The sequence below is a fragment of the Cecembia rubra genome (assembly GCF_003014575.1).
GTDB lineage: Bacteria > Bacteroidota > Bacteroidia > Cytophagales > Cyclobacteriaceae > Cecembia_A > Cecembia_A rubra.
On record NZ_PYGF01000001.1, the window covers coordinates 812844 to 831301 of the forward strand.

Genomic DNA, 18458 nt, shown 5'->3' on the forward strand with positions numbered 1-18458 from the left:
GTAATTTTAGTCCTGAATATGAGAAGAATACTGATTTTGATGATTTCCATTTTTCTTGGTCTGACCTGCCTGGCCAATCCCAACAGATTTTTCAATAGGATCAGTACAATAGAAGGACTTGCCTCCAACAATGTTTATGCGGTATGGCAGGATAAAAAAGGCTATATGTGGATTGGTACCTCAAATGGATTACAACGCTTTGATGGAAAATATTTCCTGTATTTTTCCATCCATAAGCCCCAAATAAGACCTGCCCAACCTGTTCGTCAGATTCTTGAAGACAGGGAAGGCAACATGTGGATCCGATATGGGGATTCCTATGGTATATACAATCCTGCTGATCAAAGTTTCAAAGAAATTCCAATAGAAAAATCCGAAGTACGTTTCCATGGCGAAAGGTTATGGATAGATAACAAAGGAAGGGTGTTTTTGATCTTAAAAAGAAACAAAATCCTCTATTACGATAAATTTAAAGGGCTTTTCTCAGAATCAACCAGCCCTTTGAAATATCCGGATGGTTATCAGCCAATCACTATTTTTGAGGATGTTAAAACAGGATATTACTGGATAGGCTGTCAGCAGGGCCTTTCCGTTTTTGACCCTGAATCAGGTGAAGTTTATCACAAAAAGAACAATCCCAAACAGCTTCCTCATCTTTCCAATGAAGAAATTAAAGTAGTATTTGATTTCACTATAGACCAGGACCGGAACCATTGGGTGGTCTTTTGGAATCCAAATCAGAGATTTATCGCTTATTCTGAAAAGTCAAATTCGAATATCCCAGATGCCTTGGCTTTAACAAATACCAGTGGTGAATACCGCGAAATGAAAACTGCCCTTATTACCAATAAGGGTGAATTGTGGTATTATGGGGTCAACAGCCTTTATATCTATGATGCAAAAAGCGGGAAATTTTCATTTCCAAGAAATGAATTTTTCAAATTCTCTGAAATTTATCAGATTTTTGAGGACCGGGAAGGTGGACTTTGGTTAGCCTCAGATGAAGGCCTTTATTATTATATCGATGATTTTCCTGAAATAAGATACCGTAATTTCCCTGGAGGTAATCCAAAACATATGTTCTTGGGCGCATATGAGGTAAAATGCGGTAAAAATAAAGAGTTATGGATTCCAAGTTGGGGAAGAGGGCTCTTAATTTTGAATGAAGAACTGAATGAAATTCCGAATCAAAAACTTTATCTCAATGCCCCTCCTGACAAAGGAGCCTATCAGCCTTGGGCATTGATCCAAGAAAGCCATTCAGGCATGGTATGGACCGGCAACCAATCTGGCTGGCTTCATGTCATCGACCCTATTACCAAAGAATCCAGGTTTTACAATTTCCCCATTTTCAGTAAATCTACAATTAGAAGTATTTCTCAGGACAATGAAGGCAATGTCTGGTTCACTACCCAAAAAGGGGATTTGATAAAATACAAAGCGAAAGGAGCATTGTCAAATGAATCTTTTGAACTCATCCGCTCTTTCGATGGATTCAGTTTTGCCCATGTCGTAGATCAGGAAAAAAGAATCTGGGTTGGGACCTCAAACAATGGTGTATATTGCCTGGATACAAAAAGCAATGAAATACTAAAGCATTTAGATGAAAGTATATTGTCATCCAATAAAGTAGAAAAAGTAATCCAATTGAATGACAGCATTTTCTTCTTTGCCTATGATTTATTGAATGCTTATAATGCCAAAACCGGAGAAAACAGGATTCTTTCTTACTCTGAAGGGATGATAAGCAATGATATCCTTCACATGGTTCCTGATATGGATGGATTTTTATGGATTTATACTCCAAATGGCATTTGTAAATACAACTATTTCCAGAATTCATTTACCCATTATGGTCCAAAAGATGGATTTGGACTGATGGAGATGGATGGCTATGGCGGCATTTTAAAATCTGACGGTAAAATTCTGTTCAGTGGTTATAGTTCATTTGTTGAATTTAATCCAAGAGATTTTAACCGTTCTTTGAATCCGGACCGTCCATCTTTGACCAGCATCAAACTTTTCGATAATTACATTTTCGTTGATTCACTCAATACCGATAAAAAAAGGACATTTAACTACGATCAAAATGCATTTACATTTTACTTTAGTACCCTAAGCTACATCAATCAGGACAAACTAAAATATTATTACCGCTTATCGGGAATAGATGAAGACTGGAGGAGCAGTGGAAACTCAAGTATGGCAGTGTATTCTTTGCTACCTCCTGGAAGATACACTTTGGAATTCAGAAGCGAGAATGAGGAAGGTATGACATCTCCTATCGGTTCCTTTTATTTTAGAATTACCCCTCCCTACTACGAGACTTGGTGGTTCAGGTCATTAGTTATTATGCTGATTTTGGGGGTAATTTTCGTTATTTACAGGTTACACCTCAATAGAATTCTGGCGGTAGTGAAAGTAAGGAACAGGGTAGCAAGAGATCTTCATGATGATATGGGTTCTACTTTGAGCACCATCAATATTCTTAGCACCATGGCCAAAACCAAACTAAATACAGATCCTGTCAAATCCAGTGAGTATATCTCCAAAATATCCGATAATTCCCAAAGGATGTTGGAAGCGATGGATGACATTGTTTGGAGCATCAAGCCACAAAATGACAGCATGGAAAAAGTCATTGCAAGAATGAGAGAATTTGCCACAAATGCACTTGATGCTAAGGATATCGATTTTAGGTTTGAAGTAGAGGACAATGTTTATCAAGTAAAGCTCCCCATGGATGACCGTCGGGACTTATTTTTGATTTTCAAGGAGGCGGTCAATAACCTGATAAAATATTCCGGATGCAGCAGAGCTTTTATTCATTTTTCCATCAAGAAAAAACACTTACATATGAGGGTAAGGGATTATGGAAAAGGATTTGATATCCAAGATGCAGATACCGGTAATGGCCTGAGCAACATGCAGAAGAGAGCTGAAATGATGGGTGCCAAATTGAAAATTACATCCGAAAAAGGCGAAGGAACTGAAGTAGTTTTGGAGTTGGGAATTTGATTATAAAAAAAGGTGATCCTATCCTTAGGACCACCTTTTTTGATGAAGTTAATTAAATCAAATCAGATCAAACTAAATCAAATCTGTCAAGATTCATAACCTTGTTCCAAGCTGCCACAAAGTCTTTGACAAATTTTGTTTTACCATCTTCACAGGCGTAAACCTCAGCCAATCCTCTCAATTCAGAATTGGATCCGAAAATCAAATCTGCACGGGTGGCGGTCCACTTTGGTTCACCGGTTCTTCGGTCGCTTCCAACAAACACATTTTGCTTATCAGAAGTCGCTCTCCATGTAGTGCCCATATCAAGTAAATTCACAAAGAAATCATTGGTAAGTTTACCAGGAGAAGCGGTGAAGACTCCATGCTTACTACCGTCCCAGTTAGCGCCTAAAGCCCTCATACCCCCTACAAGCGCAGTCATCTCGGGTGCAGTCAAAGTCAGGAGTTGGGCTTTATCTACTAACATTTCTTCGGCTTTTACAGCACAATCAGCGTGAATATAATTTCTAAATCCATCTGCCCAAGGTTTAAGATAGTCAAATGATTCCACCTCAGTTTCTTCTTGAGAGGCATCAGTACGGCCAGGTGTGAATGGAACTTTTACGTCAAATCCAGCATCTTTTGCCGCTTTTTCCACTGCTGCACAACCTCCCAAAACTATCAAGTCCGCTAATGAAACTTTTTTGCCAGCTGTTGCGGCACTATTGAATTCTTCCTGAATACTGGAAAGAACACCCAATACTTTGGACAATTGGGCCGGATTATTCGCCTCCCAGTTTTTCTGAGGCTCCAGTCTGATTCGGGCACCATTAGCTCCTCCACGCTTGTCAGAACCCCTAAATGTTGAAGCAGATGCCCAGGCTGTAGAAACCAGCTCTGCCACTGTCAACCCAGAAGCAAGAATATTGGCTTTCAGACTTGCTATATCCTTCTCATCAACCAAAGGATGTTTTACAGCTGGAATAGGATCTTGCCAGATCAAATCCTCAGCAGGGACCTCAGGGCCCAAATAACGTGATTTTGGTCCCATATCACGGTGTGTAAGTTTGAACCATGCCCTTGCAAAAGCATCGGCAAATTCATCCGGATTCTCATAGAATCTTCTTGAGACCTTTTCATACTCGGGATCAAACCTCATGGACAAATCTGTAGTCAACATAAAAGGCTTGTGGAATTTGCCCGGGATATGGGCATCAGGAATAATAGCTTCGGCATTTTTGGCTACCCACTGATGTGCACCTGCTGGACTCTTTGTCAATTCCCACTCATATTCAAACAAGAACTTGAAATAATCATGTCCCCACTTGGCAGGGGTTGAAGTCCAGGCTCCTTCCAAACCTGATGTAATTGTGTCGGCACCATGGCCTGAGCCATAGGAACTGTTCCAACCTGTACTCATTTCTTCAATTGAGGCAGCAGCAGGTTCTACTCCAACATATTTTCCAGGGTCTGCTGCACCATGGGTTTTTCCAAAAGTATGGCCTCCAGCTATCAGTGCAACTGTTTCATAATCATTCATTGCCATCCTGCCAAAAGTTTCACGGATTGCCTTTGCAGCCAAAAGCGGATCTGGCACCTTATTTGGTCCCTCCGGATTGACATAGATCAGACCCATTTCGGTAGCACCTAGCGGATTCTCCAGAGCCTCAGGATTACGATGAGCAACCCATTCTTTCTCAGATCCCCAATAGATATCCTCCTCTGGTTCCCAAATGTCCTCTCGACCTCCACCAAATCCAAAAGTTTTAAAACCCATGGATTCCAAAGCCACATTACCAGTAAGAATCATTAAGTCTGCCCAAGAAAGCTTTTTACCGTATTTCTGTTTCACAGGCCAAAGGAGCAACCTTGCTTTATCGAGGTTGGCATTATCAGGCCAGGAATTCAAAGGTGCAAAACGCTGATTACCTGTTCCGGCTCCTCCACGACCATCCTGAACTCTATAGGTTCCGGCACTGTGCCAAGCCATTCTGATCATAAATGGTCCATAGTGCCCATAGTCCGCTGGCCACCAATCTTGAGAAGTAGTCAATACCTTTTCTATATCGGATTTTACTTCTGCCAGATTCAGAGATTGAAATTCCTTTGAATAATCAAAACCCTCATCCATGGGGTTGGACAATGAAGAATGTTGACGGAGAATGTTCAATTTCAATTGATTGGGCCACCAATCTACATTTTGGGTACCACGACCTGCAGCAGCAGCCATTGAACCATTGTGAAAAGGGCATTTACTGATATCGCCACTTGAATGTTTGTTATCCATAATTTTTTGTGTTAATGGTGTTCATTGATTGATGCTCAAGTTACCAAAATATTCAGTTATTTGAATTTTTTTTCAATAGATAAAATCTATGATTCTTTAGCCTTATCTATACCTATCTATTCACAGAAGATTATAGGTCAAAAGATAAGTCTCCAAGTTAAGTTCAGAATTTCTTTTGGTAACAGATCATCCAGAGTTGGAAGATTTTAACCATCCAGCAGCCAATCATTATATAACTTGTTTTGGGTCCAAATTCAAATACCCCCATTTATGTGATTGAATATCAAAAAATAAGCTCATTTCTTTGTATTATAGATTCAAATTGGAAAAAAGATGATTAAAGTCCTATTGTATGAAGACAATCCCCAACTGAGAGAAGGATTGACCATGTTGATTGATGGCAGTGAGGGATTTAATGTTTTAGGTGCATTTAAAAATTGCTCTAATATCGCTTTTGAAGTCAGTTCCTATAAACCAGATGTCATACTTATGGATATCGACATGCCTGGTGTAAACGGACTTGAAGGGCTTAGGATTGTAAGACAACAAAATACAGATGTCAGCATCCTGATGTTGACTGTTTTTGATGATAACAAGAATATATTTGAAGCTCTCCAAAATGGAGCCAATGGCTATATTCTCAAGAAAACTCCACCTGCAAAATTACTGGAATATATACAGGAAGCAGCAACAGGAGGGGCACCGATGACCGCTTCTGTTGCAGCACAGGTTCTTAAAATGTTTTCCCAGATCAATATACCTGCAGGAAATGATTACAATTTATCGGAAAGGGAAAAACAAGTACTCCAATTATTGGTCAAGGGATATTCTTATAAAATGATTGCAGCTGAAATGTTTATCGCGATGGATACGGTGAGAAGCCACATCAAAAAAATCTACGAAAAACTTCATGTGAATTCAAAATCTGAAGCAGTGGCCAAAGCGTTTAGGGATAGGATAGTCTGAAATACCATCCATCAAAAAGCAGGAAAGATCATAAATAATTTCCGGAAGTTTGGGTACTTTCAAGTCCTTATTAAGCCTGTCCGGATATGATTAAAGAAAGCAATAAACCCGAAGAACATCCTGAACTTTTAGCCATTTGGGAGGCCTCAGTGAGGGCAAGCCATGATTTTTTGACTGAGGAAAAAATTCTAGAAATCAAACAGATTATCTTAGAAGGGAATATTTTTTCGCATGTAAACCTCTTTGCTTTCCACAATGATATCGGAGAAAAGGTAGGCTTTTTGGGTTTGTCCCACTATAAAATTGAAATGCTTTTTATTCACCCCGATTATCAGGGAATGGGTATTGGAAAGCAATTGACAGACTTTGCCATATCTGAAAAGAAAGTCACGCGGGTGGATGTCAATGAACAAAACCATCAAGCGATAAGATTTTACAAAAAAATGGGCTTCCAGGTAGTCAAAAGAAACGCCTTGGACAGTCAGGGTAACCCCTTCCCTATTCTGGAAATGGAGGTCCAATAAAGTTAGAATAAATCCCTCAAATATGTGATTTCAGGGGATAAGAGGCTGAATTACCTTTGTATGGGTGATTTAAACAACTCTTTCAACTGAAATGAAAAAGCTTTTTACTATTGCTATATTTTTTTGGGCCTGCACTTTTACACAGCAGGCCCAAACTCCAAATTCAAAAGCTACATCTTCACCTTCTCAAACCACTCCACATCCAGTAATCGGAGAAGATTTAAACTCAGTTTTGAGCTCAGATTGGCTGACATAAGCTTTCTCAGGGATTTCTTTCCCCTGAATTGCAAAGAGGATTTTCACATATTTATGTGATTTCACTACCCTCTGAATATCAGCAATTTTGTACAGTTCTTTATTGAAAACAGTTTTTTAAACCAACTATTATTTACCACTATGAAACAACAGAGCTTTTATTCAGAATCAGAATTGTATTTAGGCTGTCTGGAAAGGAATCCCAATATCCAAAAGGCAGTATACAATCACTATTCTTCAAAAATGTTTGGGCTTTGCCTTCGCTATATAAAAGAGAGAGCAGCCGCAGAAGATGTCCTGATAATCGGATTTATGAAAGTTTTTGACAGGATACACCAGTTTAAAGGATCAGGAAGTTTTGGGGGCTGGATCCGTAGGATCATGGTCAACGAATGTCTGATGTATCTAGAAAAGGAAAAAAACCTCTATAATGAGATTGGAATTGATGCGGTTTTGCCTGCTCCTGTATATCATCAGCCTTCGGATGAACTGGCTGTGGAAGACATTATGAAACTCATCAATAGCCTGCCCATGGGATACAGAACAGTTTTCAACTTATATGCTATTGAAGGATACAGCCATCAGGAAATTGCACAGAAGCTTCATATCAGTGAAAACACCTCCAAGTCGCAGCTGAGCAGAGCAAGAACCCATCTACAAAAAATGCTTAACTTGAAAAGCGGTTATAAAAATCGGGAACTTGCCTGTTAGAAGTCAAGACAACCGCATTCAAGCCAATTGAAATATGATTCTGGAACACGTAGCCGTATGGACGGACAACCTGGAAAGATTGAAAGAATTCTACCAAATGTATTTTGGTGGGATTCCTAACAAACTCTACCATAACCCCAACACGGGTTTTAACAGTTATTTTCTATCATTTTCTTCGGGGGCCCGACTTGAAATCATGCAGAAAGAAGGAATTCCAGAAAATCTAAATGACCGAAAAACGAATCAGCACTTGGGTTTGATCCATTTGGCTTTCGGCGTAGGTACCAAGGAGGAAGTGGATGTCAAGGCAGCAGAATTGAAAAAAGCGGGCTTTGAAATCCTCCGTGGACCAAGGACCACAGGTGATGGGTATTACGAATTTGAAACCTTGGACCCTGATGGAAACAGGATAGAAGTTACTTTTAAGGATTGACTTGTTTTTTTATTAAGTCTTTCGTTAATTTGAAAAATTAAAAAATAGTGAATCATGAAGACGCTACTCAAGTGCCTAGCGGGATTGTTTTTAATTTCCTGCGGCAACAAAAACGTTTCTTTCAATGAACAAAGCTTAAGCTTTGAATTGATCAAAGTGGATTCTTTTGAAGTTGCGAATTTCACCCGGGTGCATATAACAGACTACAGTCCAGAGGAAGGGATATTTTTAGGGTTTTCCGAAGTGCATAATGAGATTTTGGAAGTATCCCCTAAAGGTACAATCTTGAAAAGGGTAAGCCGAAATGGAGATGGGCCAAATCATTATGGTACCTGGAATCCGCTGGGTATAGGTTTTGGTCCTGATGGAAAACGTGTTTTTCAATTTCCATTCAGGCTGATTACTTATAATTCCGATTATGAAATTGTCGAGGACTTCAGGGTACCCTCACCCCTGCCAATAAGAGCAATAATACCTATTGGAAAAATTGCCTATTTTGAGGAAAATGGAAATACCCGCTATTTAACAGGCCCTAGTACATTCATTTCGGCCCATAACCTGATTTTCACAGAAGAAGGAAGGGACACTTTACAAAACTTCACTTTACTGAAAACTGAATCCGGACAAACAAAATCTATCCTTCCCTATGAGGAGGATTCCTATTACAAAAAGACAGATCAGATTTATTACCACCTCATGGCCAAAAGTTACTTTATAGAAGGAAGTGAATTATTTTTGGTACACAACCTTGATGATGCCATCCATGTATATGATTTAACAGATGATTTTAAGTTACTCCGCAAAATACCCATCAGGCACAAACAACTTGAAAAAGCGAGTCCCTTACCCATTGGAATAGCCCCAGATGATCAAAGAGTAAAAGACCTGGCCAATTTACCTGGAAGAAACCGGCAATTGCTTAACCTGGGGAATAATACCTGGATGCTTTCTTATTATCAGGGGGTGAGTAAATCGGTTTTTGAGGCAAGGAATTCACAAGAAAAACCATTCTCTATTTTAAACCAACAGGACAAGTTAAGCTTGGTGATTTTTGAAAACGGGAAGCAATTGGAAGGTGAATTGGCATTACCTGAAGGGACAATTTTGTTTGCCCTTCCGGAAATGAAAATACTGGTAAAAGAAAAAGCAAACGAAGAAGTGGAAGAAGAGGTGACCAGGTACAGCATTTATGAATTGTGGCGAAATTAAGACATTGCTTATTTCTTAAATTTCAAATCTTGTACTTATCAAATGGGCCGCAAGGCCCTTTTTTGTTTTGGGGCAAATTTTTGTTTGAGGGTAAAATATCGTAAATTTTATAGTCAAAGGTTGATGGGCTATGAAAACAATTTGGTTTATGCTTTTGCTAATTGTATTCCAGGAAGACCAATATAAAACCCAAAGGGAAATAATGGTGGAAACACAAATTGCCCAAAGGGGCATCAAGGATAAATCTGTACTTGATGCTATGCGGAAAGTTCCAAGGCACCTTTTGGTCCCTGAAAAGGTGAGAAAATATGCTTATGATGACATGCCCTTACCTATTGGAGAGGGGCAGACCATTTCCCAACCTTACATGGTGGCCTTGATGACCGAACTTATCAAGCCCCAAAAAAACATGAAGGTCCTTGAAATCGGCACAGGTTCCGGATATCAGGCAGCCGTATTGGCTGAAATTGTGGAAGAGGTATATACGATTGAAATTTTTGAAGGGCTTGGGCTGAGGGCTGAAAGGGATCTAAAATCTTTGGGATACAAAAATATACAGGTCCGGATCGGAGATGGCTACAAAGGTTGGCCGGAAGCAGCCCCATTTGATGCCATTATTGTGACAGCTGCTCCGGAACAGATTCCACAGCCCTTGATAGACCAATTGGCAGAGGGGGGCAGAATGATCATTCCTGTCGGTGAAGAAGGGAAAATTCAGCAACTCATTTTGGGAGAAAAAATCAAGGGAAAATTCAAGACCCGCTAAATCAGCAGTGTAAGATTTGTTCCTTTTTTGCGGGATAAAAACTCGCATCGGGAAAGCAATTTAAATAATTGAAAACCATAGTACTGGCACCTCCTCCATTACAAAAGTTCATACCAAACAATTGCCATTCTTGAGACTTGCTTTATTTTTGAAAGGAAATTTACCTTGACAGATATGTTTATTCAAAACCGTTTTTATGTTTATCTTACCATTTTAGGCCTATTTTTTTCTTCAGCTATACATGCGCAAAAAGATAAGCATCAGTGGTTTGAAATTTCAAAATTTGTAGATGGCGATACTTTTTGGATTACAGATAGGTACGGAAAACCTGAAAAAATCAGATTGATCGGCATCGATGCACCGGAAGCAAGGCGGAGCGGAAGAAAAGAAATTGAACACTTTGGAAAGGAGGCCTCTGCCTATGTCGAACAACTTCTACAGGGAAAAAGCGTCCGGTTGGAGTTTGATGTAAGCAAATACGACAGGTACAAGAGGACTTTGGCCTACGTTTATTTGGAAGATGGTACTTTTCTAAATGCCCATTTGGTCAAAGAAGGTTATGCAACTGTAATGACCATCCCCCCTAATGTTAAGTATGCGGAATTGTTTTTAAAACTACAAAGGGAGGCAAGGGAAAGCAAGAGGGGGCTTTGGAGGTGATTTTCGGGTAATTATCCAAACTTATTAATTATTTAAACTTCATTAATCCTCAAAATTTGGGATTTTAACCATGGTCAACTTTTGTTTATAAAAGCAGTTATTGAGATATGAAATAATAAAACCGCAATGGATAATTGCGGTTTTAAAACATTCATCGAATAGCTATTATGCCGGCATACTTGGCCTCACCTCAATCTTGCTGGGCAGGGTTCTGGGATGCATTTGCATCAAGTCTACCACCATCTGTCCAAGATCTTCAATTTGGATTTTCCAGGCATCTTTTTCATTGGGTGTATGGTTATTGAAATAGGTTGCCACAGAACCCGGCATGATGGTGGTGCAACGGATTCCGTATTTTCTTAGGTCCAACATTGCGGCTTGGGTAAATCCAGTCACGCCAAATTTACTCGCATTGTATGCTGAACCTTGGGCAAAAAAGTTGGTACCTGCCAAGCTGGAGATGGAAACAAAGAGACCCTGACTGGCTTTCAAAGCCTCAATGGATGCCTTAATACTGTAAAATACACCGGTAAGATTGGTATCAATGGTCTCATGCCACTGGGCAAGCGTCAAATCTTCAATCGGTGCAAAATGACCAATTCCGGCATTGGCAACCAACAAATCTAAGCTCCCCCACTCGTCCAATACCTGATTTACGGCGTCTTCTTGGGAAGTATAATCGCGTACATCTGCTTCAATGGCAATCGCTTTACCCTTTCCAATTTTATTCAGTTCATTCGCGGCTTCCTGTGCAGCAGCCAAAGACCTACTGGTGATGGCTACATGCATTCCTTCTGCTACCAACGCTGCAGCAATTCCGTATCCTATTCCTTTGGACCCGCCTGTAATCAGGGCGGTCTTATTTTCTAAATTCTGACGCATAAAATATTTTGGATTTTCATGAAACATATGGGAATAACCTCCAATCCGAGAAATGGGTTCAGGGGAATTTATTCCCTTGACCTAATCTCCACATTTTCATTAAAATATAAAAGAGGTTGACTCATAAGTAAACACCTCAAATCATTGCCCAAATTTTACTTGGCGTTTACTTAGTGAAACTTTTTATCTAAGAGCCTTCGTGGCATTTTTATTCACAAAGCCACTAAATCACAAAGGAATTGATTCTTAAACATAATTTTATTTGAGTAACAAATCTGAAGAGCTATTTATAAGACAGCCTCATGATTATGAAAGGAGTGGTTTATCAATACCTTTTAATCACATATTGTGCACCAATTGCAACAAGAGTCCACAGAGATAAGCTCCGTAAGTTCCCACGGCATAGCCAAGAACGGCCATGAGTACCCCAACAGGGGCCAGAGAAGGATTAAAGGCAGAAGCCACAATAGGTGCAGAAGCTGCTCCGCCCACATTGGCTTGTGAGCCCACCGCCACAAAGAAAAATGGTGCTTTGATCAGGTAAGCCACCAATAACATAATCAGCACATGGAAAATCATCCAGAAAATACCGATCAGAAAGAAAATCGGGTTATCCAAAACAGCCATTAGGTCCATTTGCATACCGATTGTCGCTACCAGCACATAGAGGAGAACTGAACCTAAACGGGAAGCTCCGGCCCCCTCTAATTCCCTCGCTTTGGTAAAGGACAATAATAATCCACCTGTTGTAGCTACTACTACAATCCAGAAGAAAGTGGAATCCAAGGAATATTGGCTAAGAGAAGGATAATTCTGACCTATATAAGGGGCAAGGTAATCCGCTACCAGATGGGATAATCCAGTCAACGCAAAACCTATCCCAAAAATCTTCATGGTATCTGAAAGACTGGGTACTTTGAGAATGCTTTCCCGGTACTTTTCCACCTTTTCCTGAAGCTCTTGAATGGCTGAGCTATCTGCCTTGAAAATCTGATCGATCCTTCCCGGCTTGGCAGCCCAATACAGCAAAACAGCCATCCAAACATTGGCCACCAATACATCTACAGCGATCATCTGTGAAAACAAGGTCGGACTGGCACCAAAAACTTCCAACATGGCCGTCTGATTGGCTCCTCCACCTATCCAACTTCCCGCAATCGTGGCCAGCCCCCGCCATATTTCATCAGGTCCTACTCCTCCCAAAATGGAGGGACTAATAAAAGAAACCACGAATAATGCCAAGGGCCCTCCTAAGATTATTCCCACAGAGCCAGCTAAAAACATAATCAAAGCTTTTGGCCCCAATTTCAAAATTCCTTTAAAGTCTATGCTCAAGGTCAATAAAACCAAGGATGTCGGCAACAAATAACGGGATGCGACCTTATATAAACTGGACAATTCTCCTGAAATTACTCCAAAGGAATTGAGGACAGCAGGAATAAAGTAACAAAGCAAAATGGATGGAACCACCCGGTAGAATTTTTTCCAAAATGGCTGGGAGCTAGAAGATGTGGCAAATACAAATGCCAAAATTGTCATCAATATTCCAAAAACAACAGCATCATTGGTGATTAACGGGACATTTTCCTGCATGAAGTATATCTTTTTTTTACAACAATAAGCACAAAGGCCTAAAAAATCAAAAATCAAGTCTCTCCAAGAGGTAAGTAAACTCTCCTAACATCATGGCTGTAGCGCCCCAAACCATCTCGGATTCAATGTCAAAATATGGGGCCTGAAGACGATAGCCCCCACTTCCTTGGACAATCCCAGTTTTTCTCAAAGACTTATCCAACAATGTTCCAACGGGACAGTTTATAATTCTTAAAACCTCTTCAGGATCTGGATTAAATTCAGGTTGTTCAAGTGTATATCCCACAAACGGAGAAACCATGAAATTGCTTGGTGGAATATAAAGATCGGATAATTTTCCAAGTAGTTGGACTTTATTGGCATCCACTCCAATCTCCTCTTCAGTCTCCCTCAAAGCAGTAACCGAAAGGTCAGCATCTGATGCTTCCATTTTGCCTCCCGGAAAAGCAATCTGTCCACTGTGAACACCGGGATAGACTGGTCTTTTGATAAATGGCACAAAGGCCTGTTGATGAAAATCAGGATAAAACAACATCAAAACCGCACCTTTTCTATAATCTGACCTGATATTTTGATTAAAACGCTCCTCATCAACAGGTACTGGAGCCATAGTAACCTGACCTAACCTACCGGGTAAGGGTTCCTTAAGGGCGATTTCAAGTTTACTTATCAGCTTATCAAATTCCATCAAAAATCAATGTTGCTAAGTTTCCTTATTAAATACCCTTGTTTGTCCAAATTTGTTGTAATTACCGGATGTTTAAAAATTGAATACTGTTTACTTTGAATATCGACTAACCATAATTTGGGACTGACTCCTTCCTCTTCTTCAAAATAGCCTGCTACTAAAAGTTTGTCCGGGCTTACCCATACCGCCTCTTCAAAACCTCCTGATGGTCCAATAAAAAGTAACCTTTCACGCATACCGTTCTCTTTAAAAAAAATAACTTCAGAATCAGGCTGAAAACCCGGCTTACCTTCAGCCGGTACAAAAACTTTGTAGCTATAAATATCTACTACGCCTTTTCCTTCGGGATTGGGTATGAGGTATGGATAAAAAGGATTTCCTGAAACAATTGGGTTTTCCTCAGGCCATTCTAACTCCTCAAATGTTTCTTTTCTTTCCAAAGTGAAGGCAGCAGGGTTAAATGTAGGGCTTTTTTCTTTCCAGTAATCGGACCATTGTTTGATTTGTTGTAATCCATTTTCTGCCAAAATCTGCTCTTCCAAAATCTCTCCATTCTGTATATCAGAAACAGATTCCTGAGAAGACCTATCTGAAGCACAAGACCAGAACATCAATACTACAAATAGATGGATATAGAAGGTGCAAGGTTTGTTCATTTTCAAGTACAAAAAGAATACGAATGAAACACAAAATGCTGAAAAAACAAAAAAGGCCGAAACAATGTTTCAGCCTTTTTCATCTCTCAAACCTATTAAACCTATTGTAGATATTCAGTGATTGAATAACATGGACGAAAGGTATAAAATGTTTTTATATTGTCCAAACAATCGATTGCGAAAATTTTATTCTGTGATAAATAAATGATGTTAAAAACAGCAATTGAGATAGTTTTTACAGAAATAAGCCCTAAACAAATTCTAAAAATCCTGCACTTTTTAAGCTAAGTTAGGGCTTGAATAATTAAGCTTTTGTATTGAAATCAAAACGCAATACCTTTATATTCAGTTATTAATTCAACTCATCCGGTGTACCATTCTCTTCTCGATAAAACTTCCAAGATTTTAATTGAAGGATTTGAAAATTACTTTAGAAATTTCAAAGAATTGACCTCCTATACCCCCCGACATTTCCGTGAAAAAGATTGGAGGGCAATGAAAGAAAACCATAGAAAAAGATTGATGCTTTACAAAGATCAGGTTTTTACAACTAAATCAATCCTTTATGATTTGCTTAAAGAAAAGGTTGCAGATTATGATTTTTGGAAAAAGGCAAAATTGGCCTACATTCTCCTGAGCAAAGAACGAAAAGACAAAGAGTTGGCTGAAACGTTTTTCAACTCGGTTATCCGAAAATTATATCCTGATTTGGCTATAAATGAGGAATTGATGTTTGTCCATGAAGGTTTTAATTCATGTGAAATTTATCCCAATGATAATCTTTACTTCACTTATCCTGCAAATTGGGGATTACAAAAAATCATACGGTCCATCATTGCAGATTTTGACTTTGAAGCTCCTTATCTGAATAAGGAAGCAGATATTCAATTTTTGGTTAAAGCCATTCGAGAAGTAATTCTTTCCCGGTACACGACCACAGATGAAACAGTAACCCAAGTACTTAAGTCGGTATTTTACAGAAATAAGGCAGCTTATCTCATTGGAAGAACTTACGTAGGTGGCAAATGGATGCCATTTATCATCCCTTTCTTAAATGGGCCAAATGGAGTATATGTAGATACTTTGATTTTTGATCCCAAGATCATGGCCCACTTATTCAGCTTCACACGTTCCTATTTTATGGTGGATGTAGAAATCCCATCTCAAATGGTAGCATTTCTAAACTCAGTCATCACACACAAGCAGGTTCATGAACTTTATAATGCAATTGGCTTCAATAAACATGGAAAAACTGAATTTTACAGGGACTTCTTGAACCATCTCGACCATAGCGAAGACCAGTTTGTGCTTGCTGAAGGTATAAAAGGAATGGTCATGACTGTATTTACTTTACCTTCTTACAATATCGTCTTTAAGATGATTAAAGATTATTTTGATCCACCAAAGACCATGACCCGGCAGGAAGTAAGGAACAAATACAAAATGGTAGGTCAACATGACCGGGTAGGAAGAATGGCTGATACACATGAATTTGAAGAATTTCACCTTCCTTTGGACCGAATTCATCCCAACTTGATGCAGGAATTGCGAAGTACTGTAAACTCACATTTAGAAATAAGAAATAATGAACTGATTATCAAACATTTATATACCGAAAGGAAAATGATTCCTTTAAACATGTACCTGGAGCAATGTAGTCTTGAAGAGGCGAAATCAGCAGTTGAAGAATATGGAGATGCCATACTCCAATTGGCCAAAGCCAATATTTTCCCGGGGGACATGATGACCAAAAATTTTGGGGTTACCCGACAGAAAAGGATAGTTTTTTATGATTATGATGAAATCGAATTTTTAACAGATATGAATTTCAGATGGAAACCTAAACCTGAAACATTTGAACAGATTTATGCATTTGAACCATGGTATGAAATCAGACCCAATGATGTTTTCCCTGAGGATTTCAAAAAGTTTATGATAGGCCGTCAGGATGTGAAATCCCATTTTATCGAATATCATCAAAACCTATTTAATCCTGATTATTGGACAAGTATCCAAAATAGAATAAAGAACGGGGAATGGATACACGCTCTACCTTATCCTAACAAAATCAGGTTTAGACCGGAAGAAGAAGTCTGATTATAAATTTCTGGAAAACCCTACAAATTACCCCTGTTGATTTCGTCAACTGCAAAGTTTGCTGCCCTGGCTGTAATGGCCATGTATGTCAATGAGGGATTTTGGGTTGCAGTGGAAGTCATGCAGGCACCATCCGTGACGAAGACATTTTTACAATGATGCAATTGATTCCATTTATTGAGCAAGGAAGTTTTGGGGTCATTACCCATTCTTACTCCTCCCATTTCATGGATATCTGATCCTGGAGCTGATCCTGAGTCCCGGGCATTGATTTCTGTAAATCCAGCTTTTTCAAACATTTCAGTCATCTGTTCCATATAATCCTTTACCATCTTGTCGTCATTCTCTGTCCAATCACAGGAAAGCACCAATTGGGGAATACCATATTTATCTTTCAGCTCTTCATGGAGTCTCACATGATTGCTTTCTATTGGAATCACCTCACCCTGCATCCAACCAGAAACCCACCAATGTCCCAATCTTCTATCAAACAAATTCCTCTTCAACTCTTCTCCTATTCCGGCACGGGAAAATTGCACGGCTCTTGCAGATGAACCGAATCCAACCGCGTAACCCCTTAGAAAATCCGTTTCTTGACGGTTAAGATTACGGAATCTGGGGATATAACTATGGCTGGGATTTTTACCCTTGCTCATTTTATCTGAAAACTGCTCGCTTCTGGCTGAAATTTGGCCTCTGTAATTATGCCAGGAAATAAACTTCCCAAGCAGGCCATTGTCATTCCCAAGGCCATTTGGAAACCGGGAAGATGTAGAATTCAAAAGAATCAAATTGGAATTAAGAGCAGAAGCATTGCAGAATATGATTTTGGCATAATATTCATAGCTCTGCATATCATTGGCATCAATAATCCTCACTCCCACAGCACTGCCCTTTTCTTCATCGAATATTATGGAATGCACCACAGCATGTGTTCTCAGCGTCATATTTCCAGTTCTTTCTGCCCAGGGCAAAGTCGAGGCATTGGCACTGAAGTATCCCCCAAATGGACAACCTCTGTTGCATAGATTCCTATGCTGACACTTTGCCCTTCCCTGCTGCAAATGGATTTCCTGTGGTTCGGTCACGTGTGCACATCTCCCATGGATCAGATGTCTGTCTTTATAATTGGCAGCTATAACTTTTTGAAAATGCCGTTCCACACAGCTAAGATCAAATGGCTTTAAAAATTCTCCGTCAGGCAATTGTGGAAGTCCATCGTAATTACCTGCAATCCCGGAAAATTTTTCCACATGACTGTACCATGGGGCTAAATCTTGGTACCTGATAGGCCAATCTACTGCATAACCATCTCTGGCCGGGCCTTCAAAATCGAGATCCGACCATCTTTGTGTTTGTCTGGCCCAAAGCAGGGATTTACCCCCCACCTGATATCCCCTGGTCCACTGGAAGGGCTTTTCCTGAACAATTTCCTGCTCTCCTTCCTTCATCCAAAAATGAGCAGTAGATTCATGGATCCTTGCTCCTCTCCTACCAAACTCAGCCTGTTTTTCCAATGGCAATTTCCCTCCAAACTCAAATTCCCAAGGATGTTTATTGGCAGTAGGATAATCTACAATATGCTTTACATCTCTTCCCCTTTCCAAAACCAAAGTTTTCAAGCCTCTTTCACAGAGTTCTTTGGCAGCCCATCCACCACTGATACCGGAACCTATGACAATGGCATCATAAGTATTTCCTTTTTTTGCGTCTAAATTAAAATTTGGCATG

The 18458-nt window shown here is 39.7% G+C and carries 15 protein-coding genes; 9 read left to right on the forward strand and 6 right to left on the reverse strand.

The genetic code is table 11. From position 1 onward, the window contains the following. Positions 1–18 precede the first annotated feature (18 nt). On the forward strand, positions 19–3018 hold the full coding sequence (locus tag CLV48_RS03325; RefSeq protein ID WP_106565785.1) for a sensor histidine kinase: 3000 nt from the start codon (positions 19–21) through the stop codon (positions 3016–3018). A gap of 67 nt (positions 3019–3085) precedes the next feature. Here CLV48_RS03325 and katG read toward each other — a convergent pair whose 3' ends face one another. Next, the gene (gene katG / locus CLV48_RS03330; protein ID WP_106565786.1) at positions 3086–5287 is read right to left on the reverse strand and encodes a catalase/peroxidase HPI; all 2202 of its coding nucleotides are present in this window, start codon (positions 5285–5287) and stop codon (positions 3086–3088) included. A 333-nt stretch (positions 5288–5620) separates the two neighbouring features. Between katG and CLV48_RS03335 the strand changes: the two genes are divergently transcribed. From CLV48_RS03335 to CLV48_RS03365, 7 genes are all read left to right on the forward strand, one after another. Further along, positions 5621–6253 (forward strand): response regulator, encoded by a 633-nt coding sequence (locus CLV48_RS03335; protein ID WP_106565787.1) that lies wholly within the window; start codon positions 5621–5623, stop codon positions 6251–6253. Positions 6254–6339: 86 nt separating this feature from the next. Next, complete coding sequence (locus tag CLV48_RS03340) at positions 6340–6777, forward strand: GNAT family N-acetyltransferase (protein ID WP_106565788.1); 438 nt, start codon at positions 6340–6342, stop codon at positions 6775–6777. A gap of 396 nt (positions 6778–7173) precedes the next feature. Beyond that, entirely contained in the window at positions 7174–7743 is a 570-nt protein-coding gene (locus tag CLV48_RS03345) for an RNA polymerase sigma factor (RefSeq protein WP_106565789.1), read from the forward strand. Between the two features lie 34 nt (positions 7744–7777). Next, positions 7778–8176, forward strand: a complete 399-nt coding sequence (locus CLV48_RS03350; RefSeq protein WP_106565790.1) for a VOC family protein — start codon at positions 7778–7780, stop codon at positions 8174–8176. Between the two features lie 54 nt (positions 8177–8230). After that, entirely contained in the window at positions 8231–9385 is a 1155-nt protein-coding gene (locus CLV48_RS03355) for a hypothetical protein (RefSeq protein ID WP_106565791.1), read from the forward strand. A gap of 130 nt (positions 9386–9515) precedes the next feature. After that, positions 9516–10151, forward strand: a complete 636-nt coding sequence (locus tag CLV48_RS03360) for a protein-L-isoaspartate(D-aspartate) O-methyltransferase (protein WP_106565792.1) — start codon at positions 9516–9518, stop codon at positions 10149–10151. 174 nt (positions 10152–10325) lie between these two features. Then, positions 10326–10811 (forward strand): thermonuclease family protein, encoded by a 486-nt coding sequence (locus CLV48_RS03365; RefSeq protein ID WP_106565793.1) that lies wholly within the window; start codon positions 10326–10328, stop codon positions 10809–10811. A gap of 165 nt (positions 10812–10976) precedes the next feature. On the opposite strand, the gene CLV48_RS03370 is transcribed toward CLV48_RS03365, so the two are convergent. The 4 genes from CLV48_RS03370 to CLV48_RS03385 form a co-directional block, all read right to left on the reverse strand. After that, positions 10977–11693 (reverse strand): SDR family oxidoreductase, encoded by a 717-nt coding sequence (locus CLV48_RS03370; protein WP_106566120.1) that lies wholly within the window; start codon positions 11691–11693, stop codon positions 10977–10979. A gap of 339 nt (positions 11694–12032) precedes the next feature. Further along, positions 12033–13286: a DUF819 family protein gene (locus CLV48_RS03375; protein WP_106565794.1), complete on the reverse strand. Its 1254-nt coding sequence runs from the start codon at positions 13284–13286 to the stop codon at positions 12033–12035. Positions 13287–13332: 46 nt separating this feature from the next. Further along, positions 13333–13974, reverse strand: coding sequence for an NUDIX hydrolase (locus CLV48_RS03380; RefSeq protein ID WP_106565795.1), 642 nt, complete (start codon positions 13972–13974; stop codon positions 13333–13335). Then, complete coding sequence (locus CLV48_RS03385) at positions 13974–14630, reverse strand: bifunctional isocitrate dehydrogenase kinase/phosphatase (RefSeq protein ID WP_106565796.1); 657 nt, start codon at positions 14628–14630, stop codon at positions 13974–13976. The genes CLV48_RS03380 and CLV48_RS03385 overlap by 1 nt, the downstream gene beginning before the upstream one ends. A gap of 369 nt (positions 14631–14999) precedes the next feature. On the opposite strand from CLV48_RS03385, the gene aceK reads away from it, so the two are divergent. Continuing rightward, positions 15000–16727: a bifunctional isocitrate dehydrogenase kinase/phosphatase gene (aceK, locus tag CLV48_RS03390; protein ID WP_106565797.1), complete on the forward strand. Its 1728-nt coding sequence runs from the start codon at positions 15000–15002 to the stop codon at positions 16725–16727. Between the two features lie 20 nt (positions 16728–16747). Here the strand turns inward: aceK and CLV48_RS03395 are convergent, their stop codons facing one another. Beyond that, positions 16748–18457, reverse strand: a complete 1710-nt coding sequence (locus tag CLV48_RS03395) for a GMC oxidoreductase (protein ID WP_106565798.1) — start codon at positions 18455–18457, stop codon at positions 16748–16750. Position 18458 lies beyond the last annotated feature (1 nt).